This window comes from Paraburkholderia sp. J11-2, from assembly GCF_905220185.1.
Taxonomy (GTDB): Bacteria; Pseudomonadota; Gammaproteobacteria; order Burkholderiales; family Burkholderiaceae; genus Paraburkholderia.
Window position 1 is genome coordinate 264097 of the sequence record NZ_CAJMYY010000008.1, and the last position, 20706, is coordinate 284802.

Consider the following 20706-nt stretch of genomic DNA (forward strand, 5'->3'; position numbering starts at 1 on the left):
GTATTTCAATAACCCGCCAAGGTCATTCCGGGAAAAAAGCGCCGCTGGCCGTCAGCACCTGCCGCGCGGCGCTGAGCGACTGGCGTGCCGCTTTTGCATCGGCCGCCACGCGCAGCAGGCCGCCTAGTTGCGACGGGTCGCGCGCCAGCTCGCGCAGGACAGGGAGCACTGCGGTCGTGCCGTCGTCGCGCAAGCCTGCCATTGCTGCCTTTGGCAAGCTGCGCCAGGCCGGATCGACAATCGCGCGGCACACCGCGAACGGCACGCCATGCGCGGCTGCCGCTGCCGCGGCCAGATGCGACTCCATGTCGACGGCGAGCGCCCCGCAAGCACCGAACAGCGCCGCCTTGTCCGCCGCGCCGGTAAGCGGCGCGGCAACGGCTGCCTCCACGCCGCGCCGGGTTTTCGCCGCGAGCGGCGAGGCCATCAACGCGTCGGCCATGCGCGCGCTCCAGGCGGGATCGGTCGCGACGCGCCCGAACGGGCCGTCGATCGCTTGCGCGATCACCAGGGTGCCCGGCTCGAGATCGGGCGCAAGACCGCCCGCCGTGCCGAAGCTGACGATGCCGGCCGCACCGTCCTTGAGCGCCGCCGCGAGCGCGCTCTGTAGCAGATCCGCGCGCGCGGCGTAGACGGCGCGCACGCCGTCCTGGCCTTTACCCGCGGCAATGCCCGCCTCGAAGGCCATGCCCGCCACCGCGATCACAGGCAAGGCGCGCGCCTTGACACCAGCCGCCACGCTCACAGACCGACCGTGACGCGCGTCACGCCCGCGCGCTTGAGGTTGCGGTAGCGCGCGAGCGCCCACAGCGGAAAGAACTTGCGATAGCCGTGGTAGCGCAGATAGAACACGCGCGGAAAACCCGTAGCCGTGAAGCGCGTTTCGTCCCAGAGGCCGTGGACCTGCTGCGTATTCTGCAGATAGTCGATACCGCGCGCGACCGCCGGATGATCGACTGCACCCGCGGCCATCAGGCCGAGCAGCGCCCACGCCGTTTGCGAAGCGGTGCTCGTCGCGCGCTCGTAGCCGCGGTATTCGAGCTTGTAGCTCGTGCCGTCTTCGCCCCAGCCGCCGTCGTCGTTCTGGATCTGCACGAGCCACTGCACCGCGCGCTTCATGCGCGGGTCGTCGTGCGCGAGGCCGGCCGCGTTGAGCGCACACAGCGCCGTCCACGTGCCGTAGATGTAGTTCATGCCCCAGCGGCCGTACCAGCTGCCGTCGGCCTCCTGCTCGTCGAGCAGGTAGTTGTATGCACGCAGCGCATGCTCGCTCGCGGCCGGCAGTTCGCCGAGCTGCGCGAGCATCGAGAGGCAGCGGCCCGAGACGTCGGCGGTCGGCGGATCGAGCAATGCGCCGTGGTCCGAGAACGGGATGTTGTTCAGGTAGTACTGGGTGTTTTCCGGCTCGAATGCGCCCCAGCCGCCGTTGCTGCTCTGCATGCCGACCACCCATTCGCGCGCACGGGCGATGGGGGCGTCGTAGGCCTTCGTGTTGTCGAGCTTGTCCACGCGGTCCATCGCGGCCACGACCACGGCCGTGTCGTCGACGTCGGGGTAGTGCGGGTTGGCATACTGGAACGCCCAGCCGCCCGGACGCACCGCCTCACGGCGCGAGATCCAGTCGCCGCGCACGTCGAGAATCTGCAGCGGACGCAGCCATTCGAGGCCGCGGCGCGCGGCTTCCTCGGCGCGCGCCTCGCCAGTCTCCAGCAACGCGTGCGCCGCAAGCGACGTGTCCCACACCGGCGAAAGGCAGGGCTGGACGTACGCTTCCTCGGTGTGAACCGTCACGAGCTTTTCGAGCGACTGGCGCGCGATGGCGCGATGCGGATGATCGGCGGGATAGCCGAGCACGTCGTACATCATCACGGCGTTGGCCATGGCCGGGAAGATCGCGCCCAGACCGTCCTCGCCATTCAGCCGCTCGTCCACGAACGCCACCGCGGCGTCGATCGCGCGTTGGCGCAGGTAATTCGGAAAGAGCGGATCGGTCACGCGCAGCACGCCGTCCACGGCGCGGAAGAAGCCGAACCAGCCCTTGCTCTGATGCGGGGAGCGGGCGTTCAGGCCTACGCTCACCGGCGCGCCGCGGAACAACTCGTCGATGCGCACGCCGCGCGGGTTGCGCGCGACCGGGCGCTTCGCGCCCAGCACGAGCAGCGGCACGATCACCGTGCGCGCCCAGTACGACACCTTCGAAAGATGGAACGGGAACCACTGCGGCAGCAACGTGATCTCGACGGGCATCATCGGGACTGCGTACCATGTCACCACGCCAAAGAGCGCGAGCAGGATGCGAGTGAACACGTTGACCTGCTCCGCGCCGCCCGCCGCGAGAATCGCCTCGCGTGCACGCACCATGTGCTCGGCGTCTTCCGCGTCGCCGATCATCTTGAGTGCGAAGTAAGCCTTCACGCTCGCGCTCACGTCCATGGCGCCGTCGGTGAAGAGCGGCCAGCCGCCTTCCGGCAACTGGATGCGGCGCAGGTAGCTCGCGATCTTCTGTTCGAGCTCGAGGTTCGCTTCTTCGCCGAGGTAGTGCACAAGCAGTACGTATTCGGCCGGAATCGTCGCGTCCGCTTCGAGTTCGTAGACCCAATGGCCATCGGCACGCTGGTCGGCGAGGATCGCGTCGGTCGCGCGCGCGACGGCGGCGTCGAGCGATGCGAGCGGGACCAGCGGTGCGGCGACCGGAGCGGCCGTCTCACCGGCAAACGTGGGAGCGGGCATCGCCACGGCCGGCGCGTCGGCAACGTCAGCGCCCGTGAGGGGGCTGGCGAGGTCTTCGGTCGGCATGGCTTGGGATAAATCGTTCATCTACGTTCCAAATTTTCGGTCAGGAGCAGCTCGGCGGCCTTGCGGCCCGAGCGGATCGCTCCTTCGATCGTCGCGGGCAGACCGGTAGCCGTCCAGTCGCCTGCAAGCATCAGATTGTTCCAGCGCGTGCGCGTCGCGGGGCGCCGCCACTCTTCGTCGGGCACCGCGGCGAAAGTCGCGCGCGCATCGGCGCACACGCGCCAGGCGGGCAGCGGCTCGAGCGGCAGCGAAGCCGCCTCGGCCACGTCGGCCCACACGCGGCGCGCGATGACCTCGGGATCGAGGTCGAGCACGTCGTGCGCGTCGTGGATCGTCGCCGAGAGTCGCCCTTCGGCCGTGCACAGCCAGTGGGCCGTGCCGTTGACGAGCGCCATCGGCGTGACGAGGCCCGGCGGCGCCGGCACGGCGTAGTGCACCGTGACGATCGCATTGTGGCGCTGCGGCGTCTGCAGCGCCGGCACGAGCGCGGCGGCGGCCGCGCCGGGCACGGCCAGCACCACGGCTTCGTCGTGAGCGAGCGTTATACGCCCGTCTGGAAAATCGAGTGCGGCGACACGGCCCGCCGCGTCGTCGTACACGATCTCCCTGAGCGGAGAGTCAAGGCGAATCGCCGCGCCGCCGTGCTGAAGCATGCGCAAGGCCGGATCGACGAACGCGCTCGAAAGTCCGCCGCGCGCCGCCAGCGGCCGGAACGACTCGCCGCCCGCTGCGAGCGACTCGCGCAGCATGGCGCCCGCCAGTTCCGCGCTGCCCACGCGCGGCTCGACATTGAGCGCCGTGAGAAAAAACGGGTGCAGCAGCCGGTCCCACAGCACGCCTTCGCAGCGCATGGTCTGCGCCATCGTGCGGCCTGGCTTGGCGAACAGGAGCGGCAGCAGCCCCAGATAGTCAGCGGCGCGCGTACCCGGCACGCGCGAGCGCGCGTCGCCAATCCAGAACGGCATGCGCGAGCGCGAGAAGCGCACCGTCCAGCGCGAGCGCGCCGCGATATCCATGAACGCGAAGCCGGGCTCGGTGGGGCCGGAAAGCGCGTCGCCGGCGCCGATCGTGCGCACGTATTCGAGTGTGCGCGCATGACCCGCCAGCACCAGATGGTTGCCCGTATCGAGCGTCGCCGAAAGCGTGCGGTCGTAGTACGAGCGGCAGCGTCCACCTGCCTGGCCGGCGGCCTCGTAGAGCGCCACCTGCACGCCGCGCCGCTGAAGCCGCACGGCCGTCGCGAGGCCCGCAAGCCCAGCGCCGATGACGTGGACTAGCCGCGGCATCAGAACAGCGCGTAACGCGCCACGATCCACATCAGCCGTGCGCGCGGCTTGCTGACTTTCGTGCGCGGCAGGTCGAAGCCGCGCTCCACGGTGCGCTCGAGCAGCACGCGGTAGACGCCCGACATGATGCGCGGCGCTTTCACCTGCGCACGGGGCGCGGCGTCCATGATCGCGTCGGCTTGCGCGAAGTGCGCGCGGGCGCGTTGCACGAGCGTCTCGCACACGCGCGGCAGCGACGGGTCGGCGGCGATCGTGTGCGGATTGCCCGCCGCGATGCCTTCGCGCGCGAGCAGCTCGCGCGGCAGGTAGCAGCGGTTGATGTCCGCGTCTTCGTCGATGTCGCGCAGGATGTTGGTGAGCTGCAGCGCGCGCCCCAGATGGTGCGACAGCAGGCGGCCCGGCTCCTCCTGCATCCCGAAAATTCTCACCGACAGGCGGCCCGCGGCGCTCGCCACGCGGTCGCAGTACAGGTCGAGCGTGTCCTCGTCGGGCGCGCAGATGTCCTCGGCGGCGTCCATGGCCATGCCGTCGATCATCGCGTGGAAGTCTTCGCGCTGAAGCCCGAACGTATGGATGTGACGCGTGAGCGCCGCGAGCGAGGCGCGCGGCGTGCCGGCATAGCACGCATCGATGTCGGCGCGCCATTGATCGAGCCCCGCCGCACGCTCGGCGCGCGGCAGGTCGCTGTCCGCGATGTCGTCGACAGCGCGGCAAAAGGCGTAGACCTGATACATGGCGTCGCGCTGCGCAGGAGGCAGGATCCGCATCGCCAGATAAAACGAGCTGCCCGACGAAGCGGCGGCGGCGTCGGTTTGTTGTGTATCGTCCACGACGAGATTGGAAACAGCCAAGACGATCTCCGCTGGGGGCGCCCTCAACGGGCGTTCGACTCTATTCGGGCCCGCATTGCCGCGGGTCGCCCGCGCGCGCGGACACGCGCGAGGCACCCGACCCTAAAATTGCCCGCCAGGGGGCGCGCAAGGCCGGAAACGGGCAAAAGTATATCAACCTTTGAGGGGCGCCGCAGTTGAGTCGGGGCGCATAGCATGCGAGTGCGTACCCCGAAGCACGGGGCGATGAGACGGATCGAGGCCGCAGCCGCCTGCGGCCCGGGCAAGTCTCAGGCCAGCGCGACCGAGCGGTTGCGCCCCTGGCGTTTCGCGGTGTAGAGGGCGGCGTCCGCCTCGTTGATCATGCCTTCGTAGTCGGGCGCCCCCGTGCGCGCGGTGGCGGCGCCCACGCTGGCCGTCACGGGCACGATCACGCCTTGCACCTCGATCGGCTCGTCGCCGATCGTGCGGCGAATCTTCTCCGCCACATAGAGCGCGTCGTCCAGCGGCGTGCACGGCAACAGCAACGCGAATTCCTCGCCGCCGAAGCGCCCGAACACATCCTGCTTGCGCACGACGCCCGACACGCGCTGCGCCATCGAGCGCAGCACCGTGTCGCCGGCCACGTGGCCGAATTCGTCGTTGATGCGCTTGAAGTGGTCGAGGTCGAACAGCAGCATCGAAAGCTCGCCGCCATAGCGTTGCCAGCGCAGGAATTCGTCGGCGAGGCGTGTTTCGAAATAGCGGCGGTTCGCAATGCCGGTCAGGCCGTCGCGATCGGCGTATTCGCGCAGCTTGGCCACGGCCTCCTCGCGCTCGCGCTGCATGACGCTCACGTGCGTGACATCCGAGAGGGTCACGCACACGGCGATCACGTCACGCCCGCGCATGAGCGGCATGAAGGTGCAGTCCTGCTGCATGTAGTCCACACCGCCCGTGATCGGCCGGTCGTGGTCGAACTGGAACAGATACGGGCGCTGCTCCCACGAGCTGAACGCGAAGCTGCCCAGCTGGAACACGCTCTCGACCTTGCGCGTGAGCCACGCGCGCGGCAGATCGGGGAAGCGTTCGAAGATGGAGCGGCCGATCACGTCCTCGGCCGTGACACCGCTGTGGTCCTGCATGAAGCGGTTCCAGCTCAGCACGTTCATGTCGCGATCGACCACGAAAATGCCGAAACCCACCCGTTCGACAACGAGGTCCGATAGCGATGGCAATCCGGATGGCTCGTTCATAGGCTATGCAACAACGCGTCGATGGCCCGGCTCACGACATGGATCGACTCCTCGGCCATCAGCATGACGAGGTGGGCGCGAAAGCGCTGGTCTTCCAGCGCGAAATTGACTTCGACGAGCAGCGCGACGTCCCAGGCGAGCAGGCCGGGCTGGAACACCTCGTCGAGCATGATCGCCTCGCCGAGAAGACCCGGCTGCGAAAACACCGGCATGCGCCCGAGCTGGTCGAGCATCGACGAGACACACGCGCCCGTGAGCGCGTTGGCGACGTCGAACATCAGTTCTTCTTCGGTGAGCGCGTCGTCGCCGATCGTGGCGTAGGGGCCGCCTACAAGGCTCCCCAGCTCGGCGATCTCGCCGCTGCGGCAGATCACCAGCGCCTCGCCCTTGATCTCCGAGCGAAAGCCCTGGCGCACGGCCGCGACCGGACCGTCGATGCCGGTCATCTCGCGCAGCGCCGCCGCGGCCTCGGATACGGCGACCACGCGCACGCGCGGCACCGAAAGTTCGATGAAGGCGTTGAGCAGCCCCGACAGTCGCGTCGCTGCCTGCCCCATGCCGAGATTGGCGATCTCCTGGAGCGCGTCGCGCTGGAGTTCCGTGAACACTCGATCAGGCATACAACCCGTACTCCTTCAGGATGGGCAGCAGCGCCTCCTGGGTTACCGGCTTTGCGACGAACGCCGCCGCGCCGAGCGCCTGCACGCGCTCACGGGCACGAGGCTGGACGTCCGCTGAAACGACGATCACGAACGTGTTGAGGTCTTCGTGCTGCAACGCTTCGAGGACCTGGAAGCCCGTCATGTCGGGCATCGTGAGGTCGAGGAACATGACAGCCGCACGGCCGGCGCGGTAATGCGCAAGCGCTTCGTGCCCGTTCGCCGCGTACGAAATCGAAACGTCCCAGTCCTCGGGCAGCGCCTTCGTGAGCACCTTGCGGGCTAACAGCGAGTCATCGGCGATCACGATGGGCAAGGACATGGATATGCTGAATGAGTGTGCGTTGGACGGAGTGCGTTTCGACGGATTAACGGCGGCACGGGCAATTACTTTAGGGAAAACTTCAAAGAAAATTGCGAACCCGCCGAATAATGCATAACGCATGAACGGATCCGCGCGCTGGCACGTCGGCGCAAGGCGCATGGCCGCGCCATCGCTCTGCCGCCGCCCAATGGATACCGGCAACCCGTGCGCCGGTCATGAAGGCCCTCGTCTGCATGCCTGCAGCCACCCCGTAGCATGGCCATGCGCCTGGTCGGCTGGCATGGCTCACATGCGAATGCGTTATTTATCTCGTGTCCGCGATTCTCGAATCAAATTGAATCAAATGCAACTCGCCGTTAATCAATCAACGAACAAAATCGACTCATTTCGACTAATTTATGGAAATAAATGATCAATCCCTTAAATGAAGGACGTCGATTATCCCTTTGTGGTACGTTTGCGCTTCGCCGATTTTCGCGAATTCGGCATGAAGCGAGAGGAAACCCCCTGGGCAGCGCGCTTGCCAGCCGATTTTTGCAGCACGCCGGGGATCCGCTGGCCGTCGGGGCGTCATCGCGGTCGTTTATCATGTCGCATGCCCAGCCGTCTTTTCCCTGTTTTTCCGTACGATGATTGCTGACCGGCCCGAGCGGCCAGACGAACGCCCCTCCCTGCCGCCCCCCGCCGACGACACGCCGTTTCCGGCCGCGCCGGGTCACGACTTCACGGTGCGCCGGCGCACGCTGCTCGCGCTGCTCGTCGCGGCGATCGTGCTGCCGTGCCTCTACGTGGCCGCCATGGCGTACAACGACCTGCGCGCGCGCGAAGCCGACGCCACCGACACCACGCTGCGCACCGTGCGCGTGGCCGAAGAGCATGCACTCAAGGTGTTCGACATGAACGAGGCGCTCGACGCGCGCGTGGTCGACCTCGTGCGCGGCCTGAACGACGACGGCATCCGCGCCAGCGAGGCGCAGATCCACGAAAAACTCGACGCGATCGGCGGCGGATACCCGCAAGTGGCCGCCGTGTCGATTTTCGGGGGCGACGGCGATCTGCTCGCGAGCAGCCGCTACTCGCCGCCACCGCCGGTGTCGATTGCCGCGCGCGACGACTTCACCGGCATCCGCGACGGCCGCGTGATCGACCACGTCTCGCGCGTGATGCAGGGCCAGGTGAGCGGCGAGACCGTGTTCAACATGGGCGTGGCGCGCCTGAACGACGCCGGCGAGTTCGCGGGTCTCGTCTCGGTCGCCTTGCGCCCCGGCTATTTCAGCTCGTTCTACCGCGACCTGCTCGGTCCCGGTTCGCCGATGTCGCTCGGCCTCGTGCGCAGCGACGGCACGATCCTCGCCTTCGATCCGCCGCCGCGCGCCGACGCGTCGGTCATCACGCCGCGCTCGCCGCTCGGCGCCGCGCTCATGCGTGGCACGGAGTCCGGCGTCGTGCGCATGCATTCCACGCTGCTCGACAGCAACGTGATCCTCGCGTTCCGGCGCGTGGGCGCGTACCCGGTCTACGTGACCTGCGCGTATCGCACGCCGGCGATCTGGGCGGCCTGGTACCGGCACCTGAGCGTGCTGATCATCTCGATGTTCACGCCGTCGATCGCGCTGTGGTGCGTGATCTGGCTTTCGCTGCGCCGACTCGCCGCCGAAGAGGAGGCGTGGGAGCGCTGGCAGGCCGAAGCCTCGATGCGCCGCTCGATCGAATCCGCCTACCGGCAATCGCGCAAGATGGAAGCGCTCGGCAACCTCGTGGGCAGCGTCGCGCACGATTTCAACAACCTGCTGATGATCGTGTCGGCCAACGTGCAGATCGCGCGGCGGCGCGGCGCGGCGGGCTTCGAGCGCGAACTCTCGGCGGTCGAGCGCGCGCTCAAGAGCGGCCAGTCGCTCACGCGCCAGCTGCTCGGCGTGGCGCGCAAGCAGCCGCTGCGCAACGAGACGATCCATGTGGGGCGCTGGCTGCCGGCGGCCCGCGAGTTGTTGCGCGCGTCGCTGGGCGCGAAGGTGTCGCTCGTCGTCGAAGTCGATGACGATGTGTGGCCCGTGCTCGTCGATGTGGCCGAATTCGAGCTTGCACTGATCAATCTGGCCGTGAATGCGCGCGACGCGATGCCCAACGGCGGCCGCTTCACCGTGCGTGCGCGCAACATCAGCTTCCGGCCCGACGAAGGTTTCCCGCTCGACGGCGACTTCGTGCACATTGCGCTCGAAGACACGGGCACAGGCATGCCGCCGGACGTGCTCGCGCGCGCGTTCGAACCGCTCTACACGACCAAATCGAAGGGCACGGGCACCGGCCTCGGACTCCCGCAAGTGTTTGCGTTCTGCGAGCGCACCGGCGGCCTCGCCGCGATCGACAGCGCAATCGGCGCGGGCACGACAGTGCATCTGTATCTGCCGCGCTCGCTCGCCGAGCCGCCCGCGCAGCGTCCGGGCGAGCCGCGCGAGGAGAGCGCCCAGGTCCAGCTTGGGCTGAACGTGCTGCTCGTGGAGGACAACGACGAAGTCGCGGCCGGCACCGAGGCACTCCTGCAGATGATGGGCCACCGCGTGACCTGCGCAAGCGACGCCGCGAGTGCGCTGCAGCGCGTCGAAGCGCCGCTTGCCGAGGGTGAGCACGCGCCGCGCTTCGACCTCGTGCTTTCCGACATCCACATGCCGGGGACGATGAACGGCATCGATCTGGCCGAGGCGCTGCAGGGGCTCGAGCCGGAGCTACCCGTGATCCTCGTGACGGGTTACGCGGAGGAACTCGAGCGCACGCGCAATGCCGATGTGCGTGTACTGTCGAAGCCGTTCGACATCGCGTTGCTGGAGAAAATGCTCGAGGCGATTCGCGAGGACCGCCAGGCGCGTGCAAAGCGCGAGCACGACACGACACTCCAGAGCCCGCGGGCATGACCGGACACGCGTGACCCGCCTCGCGGCACGAGGCTTGCGGCAGGCAGCGCGACCCGCAGAATCAGGCGGTTAGACGTCACGCCCAGCATGCGCCGACCGATGCACCATCCATGCACAATCGGCGCATGATGTGAGCGGGCGTCGCCATCTGGCGAAGGAGGCTGCCATGAAACAAACCGTGACCGGCGTTTTCCCAACCTACGACGAAGCACGTCACGCGCAGGACGCGCTGCTGCAACGCGGCTTCGCGGCGGGCGACATCGACCTGCCGGCGCGCACTGAGGGCGTGCTGGCTGGCATCGAGCGGCTCGTGGGAGGTTTTTTCTCGACGACGGGCGACGTGCGCCGAACCACCGAGGCCCAGACCGGCATGACGCCGCCGCCGGGCGAGCCGGTGCGCATCGGCGTGCATGTGAGCGACGAGGCGCACGCCAATCTCGCCTACGAAACGCTGCGCGAGGAGCACGCGACGGACGTTGTGCTACGCGGCTCACCATGGGCATGGCCAGCGACGGACAGTCCAGTCGCGCGCGAGCACTCGGCGCTCGATGAACTGGGGCTCTCCGAGTTCGCCGACGCCCTGCGACGCCGTGCGGCGCAAACGGAAGCAGCGCGCAAACACCCCGCTGACGAGCCTACGTTCGCCTCCACCGCCGAACCGATACGGCCGACGAGCGAGGCCGAGGCGACCGTGCTCACTTCTGCGAGTGCGCCCGGCGCCGGAGCGGTGATGGGCGCGCATCATGTGGATGTTCCAGCCGCGCCCGAAGCAACGCGACCCGCCGCCGGCGCCGCGCCGCAGATTCCGGACGAATTCCTCGAGTACGAGGAAGACACGCCCGAGCACGACAAGGACATGCCGGGGCAGCGTCGCACGTTACATTGAGGCCGCCCACGCAATACGGCGTGTGAGGTACGTTTGGTGTGATCAGGCGTCAGCGGCCAAGCTGGCGCTTGACCCAGGCCACGTACGTGTCAACGAAGCCCTGCAGGAACTTGCGCGTGTCCTCGCTGACGATCTCGCCTTTCTCGTTGATGCGGCTCGCGTCGTGCTTGATGAACATCTCGGGCTGACCGAGCACGGCGACGTCGAGATAGGCGAGGACGTTGCGCAGATGTTGTTGCGCGAGCGCCGTGCCGGTCGCTCCCAGCGACGTGCCGAGCACCGCGCCCGGCTTGCCGCGCCACGAATTCGTGCCCCACGGCCGCGACCCCCAGTCGAGCGCGTTTTTCAGCCCACCCGGAATCGAGCGGTTGTATTCGGGCGTGACAAAGAGCAACCCGTCGGCGGCTTCGATCTGTTGCTTGAAACGGCGCGCCACCTCGGGATAGTCTGCGTCGTATTCCTGGCTGTAGAGCGGCAGCACGCCGATGTCGAGATACTCGAAAGTGAAATCCGCGGGGGCCAGCGACGTCACCGCGTGCGCGAGTTGCCGGTTGAATGATTCCTTGCGCAGACTGCCGACCACAACTGCGATCTTGTAAGCCATTTCGGTTTCCTCGGAGGTGCGCGCGAAGCGCAGTGAAAGGAAACATCATCATAGACGCGCGCGAGTTCTCGCGATGCGCGCGCGCCTGGCCACGCGCCGTGCACCGCTGTGGATAACCAGGGGTAGCGCGATTTTATCCACAGTTTTTGTCGATAAGCTTGTGGACAACTTGCGCGAAGGGCCGGTAGATACGGGCCTCGCGTGGGATTCGTCTGCAGGTTAGCAAATGTGCAATTCCGGTGCGTGCATGGCGTTGATTGCGTCTCGCCCTTGCACGCTGGCTCCTACGCTCGCGTTTTCGCCCGCTTGTCGTGCGTGAGCGAACCGGCGATTTCAACCGAGCAACGCTGCGACGTTTTCAGTTGGGCGGCCGATCACGGCGCGTCCGTCGCGTACGACGATGGGTCGTTGAAGCAGAATCGGATGCCGCACAATTGCTTCGTATAACTGATCATCTGTCACACCAGGCGCATCCAGACCAAGCTCTGAGTACTCGGTTTCGCCAGTGCGGATCATGTCGAGCAGCGGGCCGCCCAGCATCGCGTGCAGCGCCTTCAGTTGGTCGACGGTGAGCGGCTGCTTCAGGTATTCAATCACCTCGACAGGCTCATTCGCCTTCGAGGTGGACACCAGTTCGCAAGCCGCGCGGGATTTGGAGCAGCGAGGGTTATGGTAGATCGTGATCATGGGGTCTGCTGTACGAGAGGGGAGTGGTGGGTGAGCCTCGGTGAGGCCGTGGATTCGCTGTGATTTTACCGAGGGTGGGCGGGTAGACGTATGAAGCCTCAGTCGACGAAGGCCTGACGCCTTTAACACGTATTGCAGCCATGTGGCTGCACTTGGGATTCGCGGTGAGATCTTCCGGTCGCGCGCTTGTGAGGGGCGAGATGCGATAGGGGGATAGGGACTGACTTTATGCGCATAAAGAGCGGTGACCTGCGTGCGGTCGTCTTTGAGTGCACGAGTATTTCTCCCAGGTCCGCCATGCATCTAGCGTGTGATCGATGGGGCTTCATAACCCAAAGCGACCGCGATGCGGCATCCACTGACCTTCGCACGAGCTTTATGCGCATAAACCTTGTCCGAATGGCTAATTCAGTTGCGAATTACACCAAAAATCATTGAACTGAAAAACATTCCAGGTAAAATCCCATGCTAATAGCAAAAAGGAGAATACCAATTGGCAGCAGAGATAATCGCAGTCACGCAACAAAAGGGCGGGGTCGGTAAGAGCACGATCGCGATGCATCTCGGCGCGGCCTTCCACGAGAAGGGGAAGCGGGTGCTGGTTGTGGATGCCGATGGTCAAAACACGTTGGTCCATTGGGCCAGTGCGTCAGCCGATGGCGACACGGGTATCCCGTTCCCGGTCGTCAATCTCTCCGAAGCCGGTGGCCAGATTCACCGGGAGATCAAGAAGTTCGTCAACGACTACGACGTGATCGTGGTGGACTGCCCGCCGTCGATCACTGAGAAGGTCTCCGGCGTGGTGCTGCTGGCCGCTACTGTTGCCGTCATTCCGACTTCGTCCTCTCCCGCCGATTACTGGTCGAGCGTTGGCCTCGTGAAGCTCATCCAGCAGGCCCAGGTCATGAACGAAGATCTGCGCGCCGTATTCCTGCTGAACAAGACCGAAGAAAAGCGCATGCTGACTCGCGAGTTGAAGCGCGCCCTTGAAGAACTCGGTTTCCCACTGCTCAGAACGCAGATTCCCACACGTGAGGCATACAAGCAGGCAATGGCACTCGGCCAGACAGTTCTGCAAATGAACGACCGCGGCGCTCGCCTCGCCGCAGTGGAAGTGCGCGCATGCGCCGACGAGATTGCGGCCATGCTCCCCTGACTTTATGCGCATAAAGGACCCTGAATGAAACCCTCCCAATTCGCCAAAGGCTTCCAGGCTCGGCCTGATACGACGAGCAGCGAAAAGCGCACGGCACTCGACCGCCTCAACGCCATCGACGGACTCGTCCAGGACAAGCCAAAGACGCGAGAGGTGGCTGGGCGCTCGAGTCAGCCCGCCCTTGTGACTGGCCTTGAATCTGCGGTCGAGCCCGTTCTCGACGAAGCACCGGGCCTCGAAAACGAGTCGGCCGAGTATCACGCCTGGCGTATCGCACACAGCTACCGTCCCGGGCAGATCATCGAGTTGCCGCTCAAGGACATCAAGCCGAGCCCCTTCAATCCGCGTCACTTCTATTTGAAGGCTTCGATCGCAGAACTGGCTGTCAATCTCGCGAAGCAAGGGCAGCAGCAGGCAATCCATGTGATTCCTGACTACGCAGCGCCGGGCAGCTACTACGTGAGCGATGGCGGCCGTCGCGTGCGTGCGCTGAAAGAAGCAAACAAGGAAGTCGTCAAGGCAATCGTCATCGATCTGCCGATCGGCATTCAGAGCTACAAGCTCGGTTACGACCTGAACGTTCAGCGTGATTCGCAAACCGTGTTCGATAACGCGGTGGTGTGGAAGCGATTCATCGATGAAAAGCACTTTCAGAGTCAGCGCGAGCTTGCCGATCACCTCGGCCTCGACGAATCGACGGTTGCGGTTGCGCTGTCGATCGGCAAGTTGCCGGAGCTGGTCATGCAGGAAATGGTGGCGCGCCCGGACCGGTTTGGCTCGAACATGGCCTATCAGGTTGGCCGTTATCACGGCGCGCGCGGCACGGACGCCACGCTGCGTCTCATCAACCGCATCGTTGCCGACGACCTCAGCACGCGCCAGGTGGCGGATATCGTGAAAGGCCGGGCGAGCGCGCAGGAAAGCCCGAAGCCGGCTGGGCGGCAACGCTACGCGCAACGGCTGGAGATCAAACTGGACGGCGTGGCTGTCGGTGACCTGAAGTCATACGGGGACGACCGCCTCGAGTTGCGCCTGAAGGGACTCGCAAAAGATCGACGCGACGCGATTCTTCAGCAGATCGAGCAGATCCTGAAGACGAAATAAGTTTGGAAAATTTGTCGACGACTGCCACGCATCGGGCAGACCGTCGACAATGAGACGGGGGGCGTTCTACGTCGCTCGAATCGGCCAAAGCCCCACCCCCACCGCCCCGCCTTGCGCGGGCCGGCCTTGCATGACGGTCAGGCCGCGCGCGTCTGGCTCAGCGTGAACGCGAGCAGGTCGCCGTCGGTCGGTTCGCCCCAGGTCTTGCGCGCGAGCCAGTCGAAAAACGCCGTATCGGCCAGTTTCGATTCCAGTCCGCGACGACGCCAGTCATCGCGCAAATGCGAACCCAGCCCTGGCAGTTCATCCGTCTCGAATGACTGACGCGCAAGCTCGCGCTCCATGTCGCCCTGCTCCTCGTAGAGCGAGCGGGCTTCCTTGCGCCGATAGGCGGCATATTCATCGAGCAGTCGCGCCTTCGGATCATCGGCGGCAACAGCTGCCGACGCGCCGCGGCCAACGGCCGGTGTGGCGCCTGCCGCAGTCTCGACCGGCGGCGCATAGCCCTTCTTCAGCGCGTCCTTGAACAGCGCCGCAGCGCTGCGCACCGGCGGCAGGCTCGTGCTGCGCATACGCTGTTCGGTCAATTGCAACGCGGCGCGAATGCGGTTTTCCTCGCTGTCGGCGTAAAGCGACTGCGCTTCCTTGAGCGGAATCCCGATCTTCACCATGCGATCGACAAGCGTGCTGTCGAACACATTCGGATGCTCGTCGAGCGCGAGCATCGGCTGCTTGCGCTCGGTTACGCGAAACTGGATTTCGGCAACACGGCGCCCTTCGCGATGCTCGATCAACTCGACGAAGATGTTCGTCACCGCGTTGACTTCGGCGATGGCAGGCCGCAGATAATCGCGTTTGAAATACTTGTACTCGCGTTTGGCTTCGTCGCCCGCTTCGGTATCCGGGGTACCGGAAAGGATCGGGCGCCACCACTCCCAGGTCTCGCGCATCGTCAGATGGCTGGGGTTGGTCAAATAGCGCACGCAAATCTCATAGAGCGCAAGTCCCGCGCTGCTGCGCAACTGGCTCTGGAACTGCAGGCTAAGGCGGGCGTACTGGACCGGATCCAGCAGCTTCTTCTTGATCTTCGGCGCGAACGAAAACTCCACCCAGACACGGCGGGTTTGCGGGTCCTCGAGAATTTCCGCATCCGCTATCAGCGTGGAAATCCCCCACTTGCGACCGGGCTTCTGGCTCGACGTGCCCTGGCTCCATTCGACCTGCACCGACACCATACGGCGCAGGTGCTCCTTCACGAGCGCTGTATCGTTCGAATCGAACGCCGAGTTGGCGACGATGTCGGAAAGCAGCGCACGGTAGGTATCGCCGGACTCGTCGGCCTGCTGGGCGACGGCCAGCAGGACGTTGAACAGCTTGCGAGTCAGCAGGGTGATCTTGCCACTCTTCGGCTGGATCGCGATCGCCTCGACGGCCTTGCGCAATTCCGCCGAGCTGGGGCTTACCACATCGGTCTTTTTCACGCGCTTCGTGGCCATGCGTCGGGTCGAGGAGAGAATTTCGCGAAAGGATACCGTCTGTGGTGATAGGCGTCTATAGGGCCTCTCTCACCATTGCCGGTGATGCGCATATCGCGCGCGCCGCTCACCGCGACGCCTTCCCGTATTGCCTCACCTTTGGCCAGACGCCCATCCAGCGGGGCGCTTTGCGTCATGCGTGGTCCGGCCCGATCCTGTATTTCCGATGGCCTCCCAAGGGTCGCCATCTGTTCCCGTATTCGCTCACCTTAAATATTTTCGTGCAGCCAGTGATAAAAGTGCGTCGCAGGCAGCGAAATCCGGGCTTCGGAGCGGTCGCTGGCCAAAAAATCTGCTGCAAAGCGATCGCACCGCAGCAAAACACGCGCGTCGCACGTGCAAGGCAGGCAGAAAGTCCAGATTGCGAAGCCAAAAACTACGCGCCACGGCAATCGAAGGTCAAAATTGTCGAGGTTCGCCGTTGCGTGCCCCGATGTCTCCCGGAAACACTCACCTTTTGCCGTGTTGACTGAACACATCGACCCGCTCCCAAAGGCCGTCGTTGCTGCAGTCAGCCCGCAACAGCTCCCGAAAGTCCTCACCTTTCGCATTCCGGCACGGTTGCGCTGCACCGTCACGGCGCCTCCCGGAAACTCTCACCTCATAGGGCATCAGAAAGAAAAAATCAATGAATTCCGGGACTTATCCACATGCGCGGCGGACCCGGGAAGGCGATATCGACTCCCGTATTACCTCACCTCAGGCGAACACAGTACGTTCGGACAGATGCGCGCTTGCCAAAAGTGTGCTCCTGAATAATCTCACCCATGCAGGATTCCAATGGAGAGAAGCACCACCCGCACCCGCGTATTTTCGGCGTCTGCAACGCAGTGAACACCAACTTTCTCCCGAATTTGCTCACCTTGGCCGTGAAATCCGCAAAAAAAGGCCCCCGAAAAGCCTCACCTTATCGAACTTGACCGGACGGCCGCAGCTAGTTTCGCGGCACTGCGGAAATCTCCCGAAAATTCTCACCTTTAGACGAGAAAAATCCCCGGCAACGCGTGACAGGCAGCCGGGAAATCCGCCCGGCTCGCGTACACGCCCCCGTAAAGGCTCACCTTTGGACCCTCGAAGCCCCCATTTCGCCCGATTTCGGGCTCCGGCTCCCGAAAAACTTCACCTTCGATCCGCATTTTTTCCCGATACTTCTCACCCCAAGCGTTGCAGCCCCTCGATTTAGCCGAAAAATGGCGCAAATTCGTGCTCCCGAACCCGCTCACCGTTGCATTTCCCGTAACATCGCCGTCGAGCCCAGCTACGCGCGACCTGTCCGCCCATGGCCTCCCGCATTGCCTCACCCTTGCCGGGAAGTCAAGAATCCCCCCGCTCCCGAACCCGCTCACGTCCTTTCCTGCAGTGGCTCACCGGTATTCCCGAAGCCCGTCACCGAACTTTCCCGCAGGCACTCACCCAGGGTCCCGTAAAGCTTCACCTCATCGCCCGGAAAGCCCCGCCAGGTAAGGATTTGCCGTGGCGTTAACGTTTTTAACCGGTATCAAGGGTGTTTACTTTTATATCTCTCAAGCAAGAATCCCCCCGCGAGCGATTGGAGATATCCACATCCCAATCCAACCACCTTGACGACGTCCACAAGTCCGCTCGCGTGAAACATTGGATAGCCGTAAAATAAGGCCAAAAAAACGCGCATTTACAAGGGCTTATGAAACAAACTTCGATTTGTTTCACGGAAAGACCCAGTCGATCTCGTCTTGCATCGTCAGAAAACGCCTGCGCAATGACCTTTGGCCACCTCCAGCAGTATCGACACTTAAAAACGTAGCAAATAGAACGTAATTTGTTATTATTCGTCCACTCCCCTGCCGAGAAGACGAATATGCGAGACCAAGACCGCCAGGCAATCCGCGAAGAAATCGAGAATTTGCGCCACAACGGCGCGCGCAGGCAGGAGCTTTCCTTACATGCCTGCAAACGCTTGTTCTTCGATTTCGAAATCAAGCCGTCGATGGCTGCCGTTCGGGAACTGACCCAGACAGGCAGTGCAAGCGACATCCCCAAGGACATCGATCTTTTCTGGCAGCGCATTCGCGCGACGTCAAAAGTGCGTGTGGGCGCCGGAGCGATTCCGCCCGCACTCGAGGAACGCGCAGGCGAACTGCTCGGTGCGCTTTTCGAGGAAGCACTGGCGCTCGCAGGCGATGCCCTGCAGGCAGAACGCACGGAATTCGAGGCCGGTCGCCTCGATGCCGAGCAGGCGACCCGGGAGGCCGAAGCCCGTCGCTCGGCCGCCGATGAAATGCTGCAACGCAGCGAATCTCGCGTGGAAGCAGCCTATGAGCGGGTGCGTGAACTCGAAAGTCAGCTTGCCGCTGCATCCGCGCATGGCGCCGCGGCGCATGGCAACCGCGAAGTCCTGATACAGCGTCTGGAGACGGAAAACGACGCGCTGCGCAAGCGCGTCGAGGTGGAACAGACGACCAACGCGGGTTTGCGCGATCGCATTGACGGTTTGCACGAAGAGATGCGCAAGAGCACCGAGCACTACGCGCAGCAGATCAAGGATGCGCTTGCCGAGGCCGAACGGCGCGTCAAGCCCATGCTGGTCGAACTGGATTCGTTGCGCTCGATGTCGTCGACCTGGCAGGCGGCGCAGCGCGATGCCAGCAAGAAGGAGTTCGATTTCATCCAGCAACTGGCGACGGCGAAGGCCCGCGCCGACCGGCTGGACGCCGTGCTGCGCGAACGGTCTGACGAAGTGGACGTGCTCACCCGGCAAGTCACGGTATTGCGCGGCCAGCAAGGACTCGACGCGTCGATCGCGGCCGTGCTCTGTTCACTCGCCGCCTCGGGCCGGTTGGGCGAAACCGATCTGGCGAGCCTCGGCACCTCGGTCGATGGTCACGTGGCGTTGCCGGCGCGTTGCCCGAACTGTCACGAAGGAGAGCCGGAGTTGTCCGAAGTGGACGATGGTTTCGAATTCACTTGCCCCGAGTGCGAGCACACCTCGGGAACGGGGGCGTCGAAGCTTGCGGCGTACGCGCGCTTCATGGCCGGCAAGCATTCGCACGAACAGACTTCCTGAGCGCTGACTGGACGATGCGCCAAGCCAGCCCGGCCTGGAGACGTGAGCTTTTACGGGAGACGCGTACGCGTTCGGCAACTACTGAACCACGCGCCGACGCGACGTTTCACGTCTTATCGCTTTCTGCCGAAGCGTGTTGCGCTGCCTCGCGTTCCGCCCACGTTTTCCATGCGCGATGCAACCGCCCCGCGGAGATCGGCTGCAGGAAACCGAGCCACTGCCCTACCTGATCCGTATCCACGCCGCGCTCGAACAGGTCCGCCGCGAACGTGTTGCGCAAGGTTTGGGGACTCGCGCGCTCGGCGCGCGTTTCGGCCACGCCGGCGGCTTCCATCAATGCGTCGATGGCGCGAAGCACGGTGGCCTTGTGCATGGGACGTCCGGACGGCGAGCCCGGAAACACCAGTTGTCCTGGCAGTCCGGCCAGTCTGCGTGCTTCGAGCCAGGCGCCGAGCACATCGACGGCAAATGGCGTCAGTCGCGTGACGCGCGTAAATGCCGGGTTGGCGGCTTCGATCGTGACCCATTCCGAGCCGATCGCCACGCAGTCGAGCGTGAGTGAAATGGCGTCACCCGTTTTCAATCCACCGCCCAGGAAGATGGCAACGAGCGCCCGGTCGCGGCGTTCGCGCCATCGTTTTGCCGCAGAAGGCTCGACGAGCGGCGAGAACAATTGGCCGATGATCGCGGCGCGCTCGACGGCACCAAGAAAACCCGTCGGCTCGTTCTCGCGTGCGTTGCGCCACGCGGCTTCGCCGTCCTGGGCGATGAAGCGCGCCGGGTTCGTGGAGGCGAGTTCGATTTCGCGCACGTGATCGAGTACGCGCTCGATGAGCCGCAGGTAGCGAAGACGCTGCGGCTTCTTCACATTGAGGCTTGCAACGAATTCGGCGATCGTGCCGGTATCCACGGTCATGACGGTCTTGCGCTTGAGCGCGAGCCATTCCAGAAAGCGTCCCCACTGCACGCGATAGACCTCGGCGGAGGACCGGCGCAAGTCTTGCGAGGCGAGCCATGCGTCGAATGCGGCGACGGGGTCGCGCTGCCAGTCCTGGCGTTGCTGGTCGAAGAGGTCGCGTGAGGAAGTGGAGGACGCCATCTCTATCATTCCGTTAGTTGCGTTACGAGCCCATTATAGCGATCGAATGACCATCGCACTGAATTCGTTCCGCGCGATGCGTCCGCGGCCAGCGATCAACCACCCCAAGGCCTGGCACGCCGCCCAGCGTCGTTGTGCTTCGCGTGTCGGCGCGATTCTTCCGCGCGTTGCGCGGCGCGCTCATAGGCCGAGACCGCGAATGCGAATACCGCTGGCAATGCGTTGGATTGCCCGAAGTCGACAGTTTCGTCGGTTTCCGGCCAGGCAAGGTCGCCGGGCCGTTGAAAGAGGCCGAGCATGAGGGCGTCGTGGCGGCTGGCGAAGCCGAGATCCGCAAGCGCTTCTGCCTCGATGGCATGCAGCAGCCGCCAGGTGAGCGGCACCTGCCGCGTGATATAGCGCTGCGAGATGTTGCGCACGATCAGTTCGAGGTCGCGCGCGGCGGCCTGAAAGCGCAAGGCCGCCAGATCGTGCTCGCGCGGCAGTTCGGTTGGGAGGGACATCGACGGCTCCGGTCGGTCTTTTACTGTATAAATATACAGTAGTCGGACC

The 20706-nt window shown here is 64.6% G+C and carries 19 protein-coding genes; 7 read left to right on the plus strand and 12 right to left on the minus strand.

The window, feature by feature from the left end; all coding sequences use genetic code 11:
• Positions 1 to 22: 22 nt before the first annotated feature.
• The 7 genes from U5A57_RS14015 to U5A57_RS14045 form a co-directional block, all read right to left on the minus strand.
• Positions 23 to 688: a phosphorylase gene (locus U5A57_RS14015; protein WP_321911793.1), complete on the minus strand. Its 666-nt coding sequence runs from the start codon at positions 686 to 688 to the stop codon at positions 23 to 25.
• Positions 689 to 741: 53 nt separating this feature from the next.
• Positions 742 to 2817 carry a squalene--hopene cyclase gene (gene shc, locus U5A57_RS14020; protein WP_415774619.1) on the minus strand — a complete coding sequence of 692 codons (2076 nt, stop codon included), beginning with the start codon at positions 2815 to 2817 and terminating at the stop codon, positions 742 to 744.
• Positions 2814 to 4082, minus strand: coding sequence for a hydroxysqualene dehydroxylase HpnE (gene hpnE / locus U5A57_RS14025; RefSeq protein ID WP_321911711.1), 1269 nt, complete (start codon positions 4080 to 4082; stop codon positions 2814 to 2816). Before hpnE ends, shc begins: the two co-directional genes overlap by 4 nt.
• Complete coding sequence (gene hpnD / locus U5A57_RS14030) at positions 4082 to 4933, minus strand: presqualene diphosphate synthase HpnD (RefSeq protein WP_321911712.1); 852 nt, start codon at positions 4931 to 4933, stop codon at positions 4082 to 4084. The genes hpnE and hpnD overlap by 1 nt, the downstream gene beginning before the upstream one ends.
• A 269-nt stretch (positions 4934 to 5202) precedes the next feature.
• Positions 5203 to 6147, minus strand: a complete 945-nt coding sequence (locus U5A57_RS14035) for a diguanylate cyclase (protein ID WP_321911713.1) — start codon at positions 6145 to 6147, stop codon at positions 5203 to 5205.
• Positions 6144 to 6767 (minus strand): chemotaxis protein CheC, encoded by a 624-nt coding sequence (locus U5A57_RS14040; protein WP_110383369.1) that lies wholly within the window; start codon positions 6765 to 6767, stop codon positions 6144 to 6146. The genes U5A57_RS14035 and U5A57_RS14040 overlap by 4 nt, the downstream gene beginning before the upstream one ends.
• A complete protein-coding gene (locus U5A57_RS14045) occupies positions 6760 to 7128 on the minus strand; it encodes a response regulator (RefSeq protein WP_321911715.1) in 369 nt (122 codons plus the stop codon). The genes U5A57_RS14040 and U5A57_RS14045 overlap by 8 nt, the downstream gene beginning before the upstream one ends.
• A gap of 427 nt (positions 7129 to 7555) precedes the next feature.
• Here U5A57_RS14045 and U5A57_RS14050 point away from each other — a divergent pair, with 427 nt between their 5' ends.
• The 3 genes from U5A57_RS14050 (at position 7556) to U5A57_RS14060 (ending at position 10926) form a co-directional block, all read left to right on the plus strand.
• The gene (locus tag U5A57_RS14050; RefSeq protein ID WP_321911717.1) at positions 7556 to 7771 is read left to right on the plus strand and encodes a hypothetical protein; all 216 of its coding nucleotides are present in this window, start codon (positions 7556 to 7558) and stop codon (positions 7769 to 7771) included.
• On the plus strand, positions 7761 to 10040 hold the full coding sequence (locus U5A57_RS14055; RefSeq protein ID WP_321911718.1) for a hybrid sensor histidine kinase/response regulator: 2280 nt from the start codon (positions 7761 to 7763) through the stop codon (positions 10038 to 10040). Before U5A57_RS14050 ends, U5A57_RS14055 begins: the two co-directional genes overlap by 11 nt.
• Positions 10041 to 10206: 166 nt before the next feature.
• Positions 10207 to 10926 (plus strand): hypothetical protein, encoded by a 720-nt coding sequence (locus U5A57_RS14060; protein ID WP_321911719.1) that lies wholly within the window; start codon positions 10207 to 10209, stop codon positions 10924 to 10926.
• Between the two features lie 49 nt (positions 10927 to 10975).
• Here U5A57_RS14060 and U5A57_RS14065 read toward each other — a convergent pair whose 3' ends face one another.
• Complete coding sequence (locus U5A57_RS14065; RefSeq protein WP_321911721.1) at positions 10976 to 11530, minus strand: NAD(P)H-dependent oxidoreductase; 555 nt, start codon at positions 11528 to 11530, stop codon at positions 10976 to 10978.
• A gap of 333 nt (positions 11531 to 11863) precedes the next feature.
• Positions 11864 to 12217, minus strand: a complete 354-nt coding sequence (arsC, locus tag U5A57_RS14070) for an arsenate reductase (glutaredoxin) (RefSeq protein ID WP_321911724.1) — start codon at positions 12215 to 12217, stop codon at positions 11864 to 11866.
• 493 nt (positions 12218 to 12710) lie between these two features.
• On the opposite strand from arsC, the gene parA reads away from it, so the two are divergent.
• Both parA and U5A57_RS14080 read left to right on the plus strand, forming a co-directional pair.
• On the plus strand, positions 12711 to 13373 hold the full coding sequence (gene parA, locus U5A57_RS14075) for a ParA family partition ATPase (protein WP_042271984.1): 663 nt from the start codon (positions 12711 to 12713) through the stop codon (positions 13371 to 13373).
• Positions 13374 to 13397: 24 nt separating this feature from the next.
• Positions 13398 to 14477 carry a ParB/RepB/Spo0J family partition protein gene (locus U5A57_RS14080; RefSeq protein WP_321911726.1) on the plus strand — a complete coding sequence of 360 codons (1080 nt, stop codon included), beginning with the start codon at positions 13398 to 13400 and terminating at the stop codon, positions 14475 to 14477.
• A 137-nt stretch (positions 14478 to 14614) separates the two neighbouring features.
• Here the strand turns inward: U5A57_RS14080 and U5A57_RS14085 are convergent, their stop codons facing one another.
• Positions 14615 to 15973 (minus strand): replication initiation protein, encoded by a 1359-nt coding sequence (locus U5A57_RS14085; protein ID WP_158760779.1) that lies wholly within the window; start codon positions 15971 to 15973, stop codon positions 14615 to 14617.
• Positions 15974 to 16014: 41 nt separating this feature from the next.
• On the opposite strand from U5A57_RS14085, the gene U5A57_RS14090 reads away from it, so the two are divergent.
• Both U5A57_RS14090 and U5A57_RS14095 read left to right on the plus strand, forming a co-directional pair.
• A complete protein-coding gene (locus U5A57_RS14090; protein ID WP_321911730.1) occupies positions 16015 to 16485 on the plus strand; it encodes a hypothetical protein in 471 nt (156 codons plus the stop codon).
• A gap of 1364 nt (positions 16486 to 17849) precedes the next feature.
• Positions 17850 to 19055 (plus strand): DNA-binding protein, encoded by a 1206-nt coding sequence (locus tag U5A57_RS14095; RefSeq protein WP_321911732.1) that lies wholly within the window; start codon positions 17850 to 17852, stop codon positions 19053 to 19055.
• A 106-nt stretch (positions 19056 to 19161) separates the two neighbouring features.
• On the opposite strand, the gene U5A57_RS14100 is transcribed toward U5A57_RS14095, so the two are convergent.
• The gene (locus tag U5A57_RS14100) at positions 19162 to 20154 is read right to left on the minus strand and encodes a tyrosine-type recombinase/integrase (protein ID WP_321911734.1); all 993 of its coding nucleotides are present in this window, start codon (positions 20152 to 20154) and stop codon (positions 19162 to 19164) included.
• A gap of 95 nt (positions 20155 to 20249) precedes the next feature.
• Complete coding sequence (locus tag U5A57_RS14105) at positions 20250 to 20657, minus strand: DUF2471 family protein (protein ID WP_321911736.1); 408 nt, start codon at positions 20655 to 20657, stop codon at positions 20250 to 20252.
• Between the last annotated feature and the right edge of the window lie 49 nt (positions 20658 to 20706).

Bases quoted from the DNA above. Each gene is read 5' to 3' on its own strand.
- U5A57_RS14015 (WP_321911793.1), bottom strand. From the start codon at position 688: ATGGCCTTCGAGGCGGGCATTGCCGCGGGTAAAGGCCAGGACGGCGTG.
- shc (WP_415774619.1), bottom strand. From the start codon at position 2,817: ATGAACGATTTATCCCAAGCCATGCCGACCGAAGACCTCGCCAGCCCC.
- hpnE (WP_321911711.1), bottom strand. From the start codon at position 4,082: ATGCCGCGGCTAGTCCACGTCATCGGCGCTGGGCTTGCGGGCCTCGCG.
- U5A57_RS14035 (WP_321911713.1), bottom strand. From the start codon at position 6,147: ATGAACGAGCCATCCGGATTGCCATCGCTATCGGACCTCGTTGTCGAA.
- U5A57_RS14040 (WP_110383369.1), bottom strand. From the start codon at position 6,767: ATGCCTGATCGAGTGTTCACGGAACTCCAGCGCGACGCGCTCCAGGAG.
- U5A57_RS14045 (WP_321911715.1), bottom strand. From the start codon at position 7,128: ATGTCCTTGCCCATCGTGATCGCCGATGACTCGCTGTTAGCCCGCAAG.
- U5A57_RS14050 (WP_321911717.1), top strand. From the start codon at position 7,556: ATGAAGGACGTCGATTATCCCTTTGTGGTACGTTTGCGCTTCGCCGAT.
- U5A57_RS14055 (WP_321911718.1), top strand. From the start codon at position 7,761: ATGATTGCTGACCGGCCCGAGCGGCCAGACGAACGCCCCTCCCTGCCG.
- U5A57_RS14060 (WP_321911719.1), top strand. From the start codon at position 10,207: ATGAAACAAACCGTGACCGGCGTTTTCCCAACCTACGACGAAGCACGT.
- U5A57_RS14065 (WP_321911721.1), bottom strand. From the start codon at position 11,530: ATGGCTTACAAGATCGCAGTTGTGGTCGGCAGTCTGCGCAAGGAATCA.
- arsC (WP_321911724.1), bottom strand. From the start codon at position 12,217: ATGATCACGATCTACCATAACCCTCGCTGCTCCAAATCCCGCGCGGCT.
- U5A57_RS14080 (WP_321911726.1), top strand. From the start codon at position 13,398: ATGAAACCCTCCCAATTCGCCAAAGGCTTCCAGGCTCGGCCTGATACG.
- U5A57_RS14085 (WP_158760779.1), bottom strand. From the start codon at position 15,973: ATGGCCACGAAGCGCGTGAAAAAGACCGATGTGGTAAGCCCCAGCTCG.
- U5A57_RS14095 (WP_321911732.1), top strand. From the start codon at position 17,850: ATGCGAGACCAAGACCGCCAGGCAATCCGCGAAGAAATCGAGAATTTG.
- U5A57_RS14100 (WP_321911734.1), bottom strand. From the start codon at position 20,154: ATGGCGTCCTCCACTTCCTCACGCGACCTCTTCGACCAGCAACGCCAG.
- U5A57_RS14105 (WP_321911736.1), bottom strand. From the start codon at position 20,657: ATGTCCCTCCCAACCGAACTGCCGCGCGAGCACGATCTGGCGGCCTTG.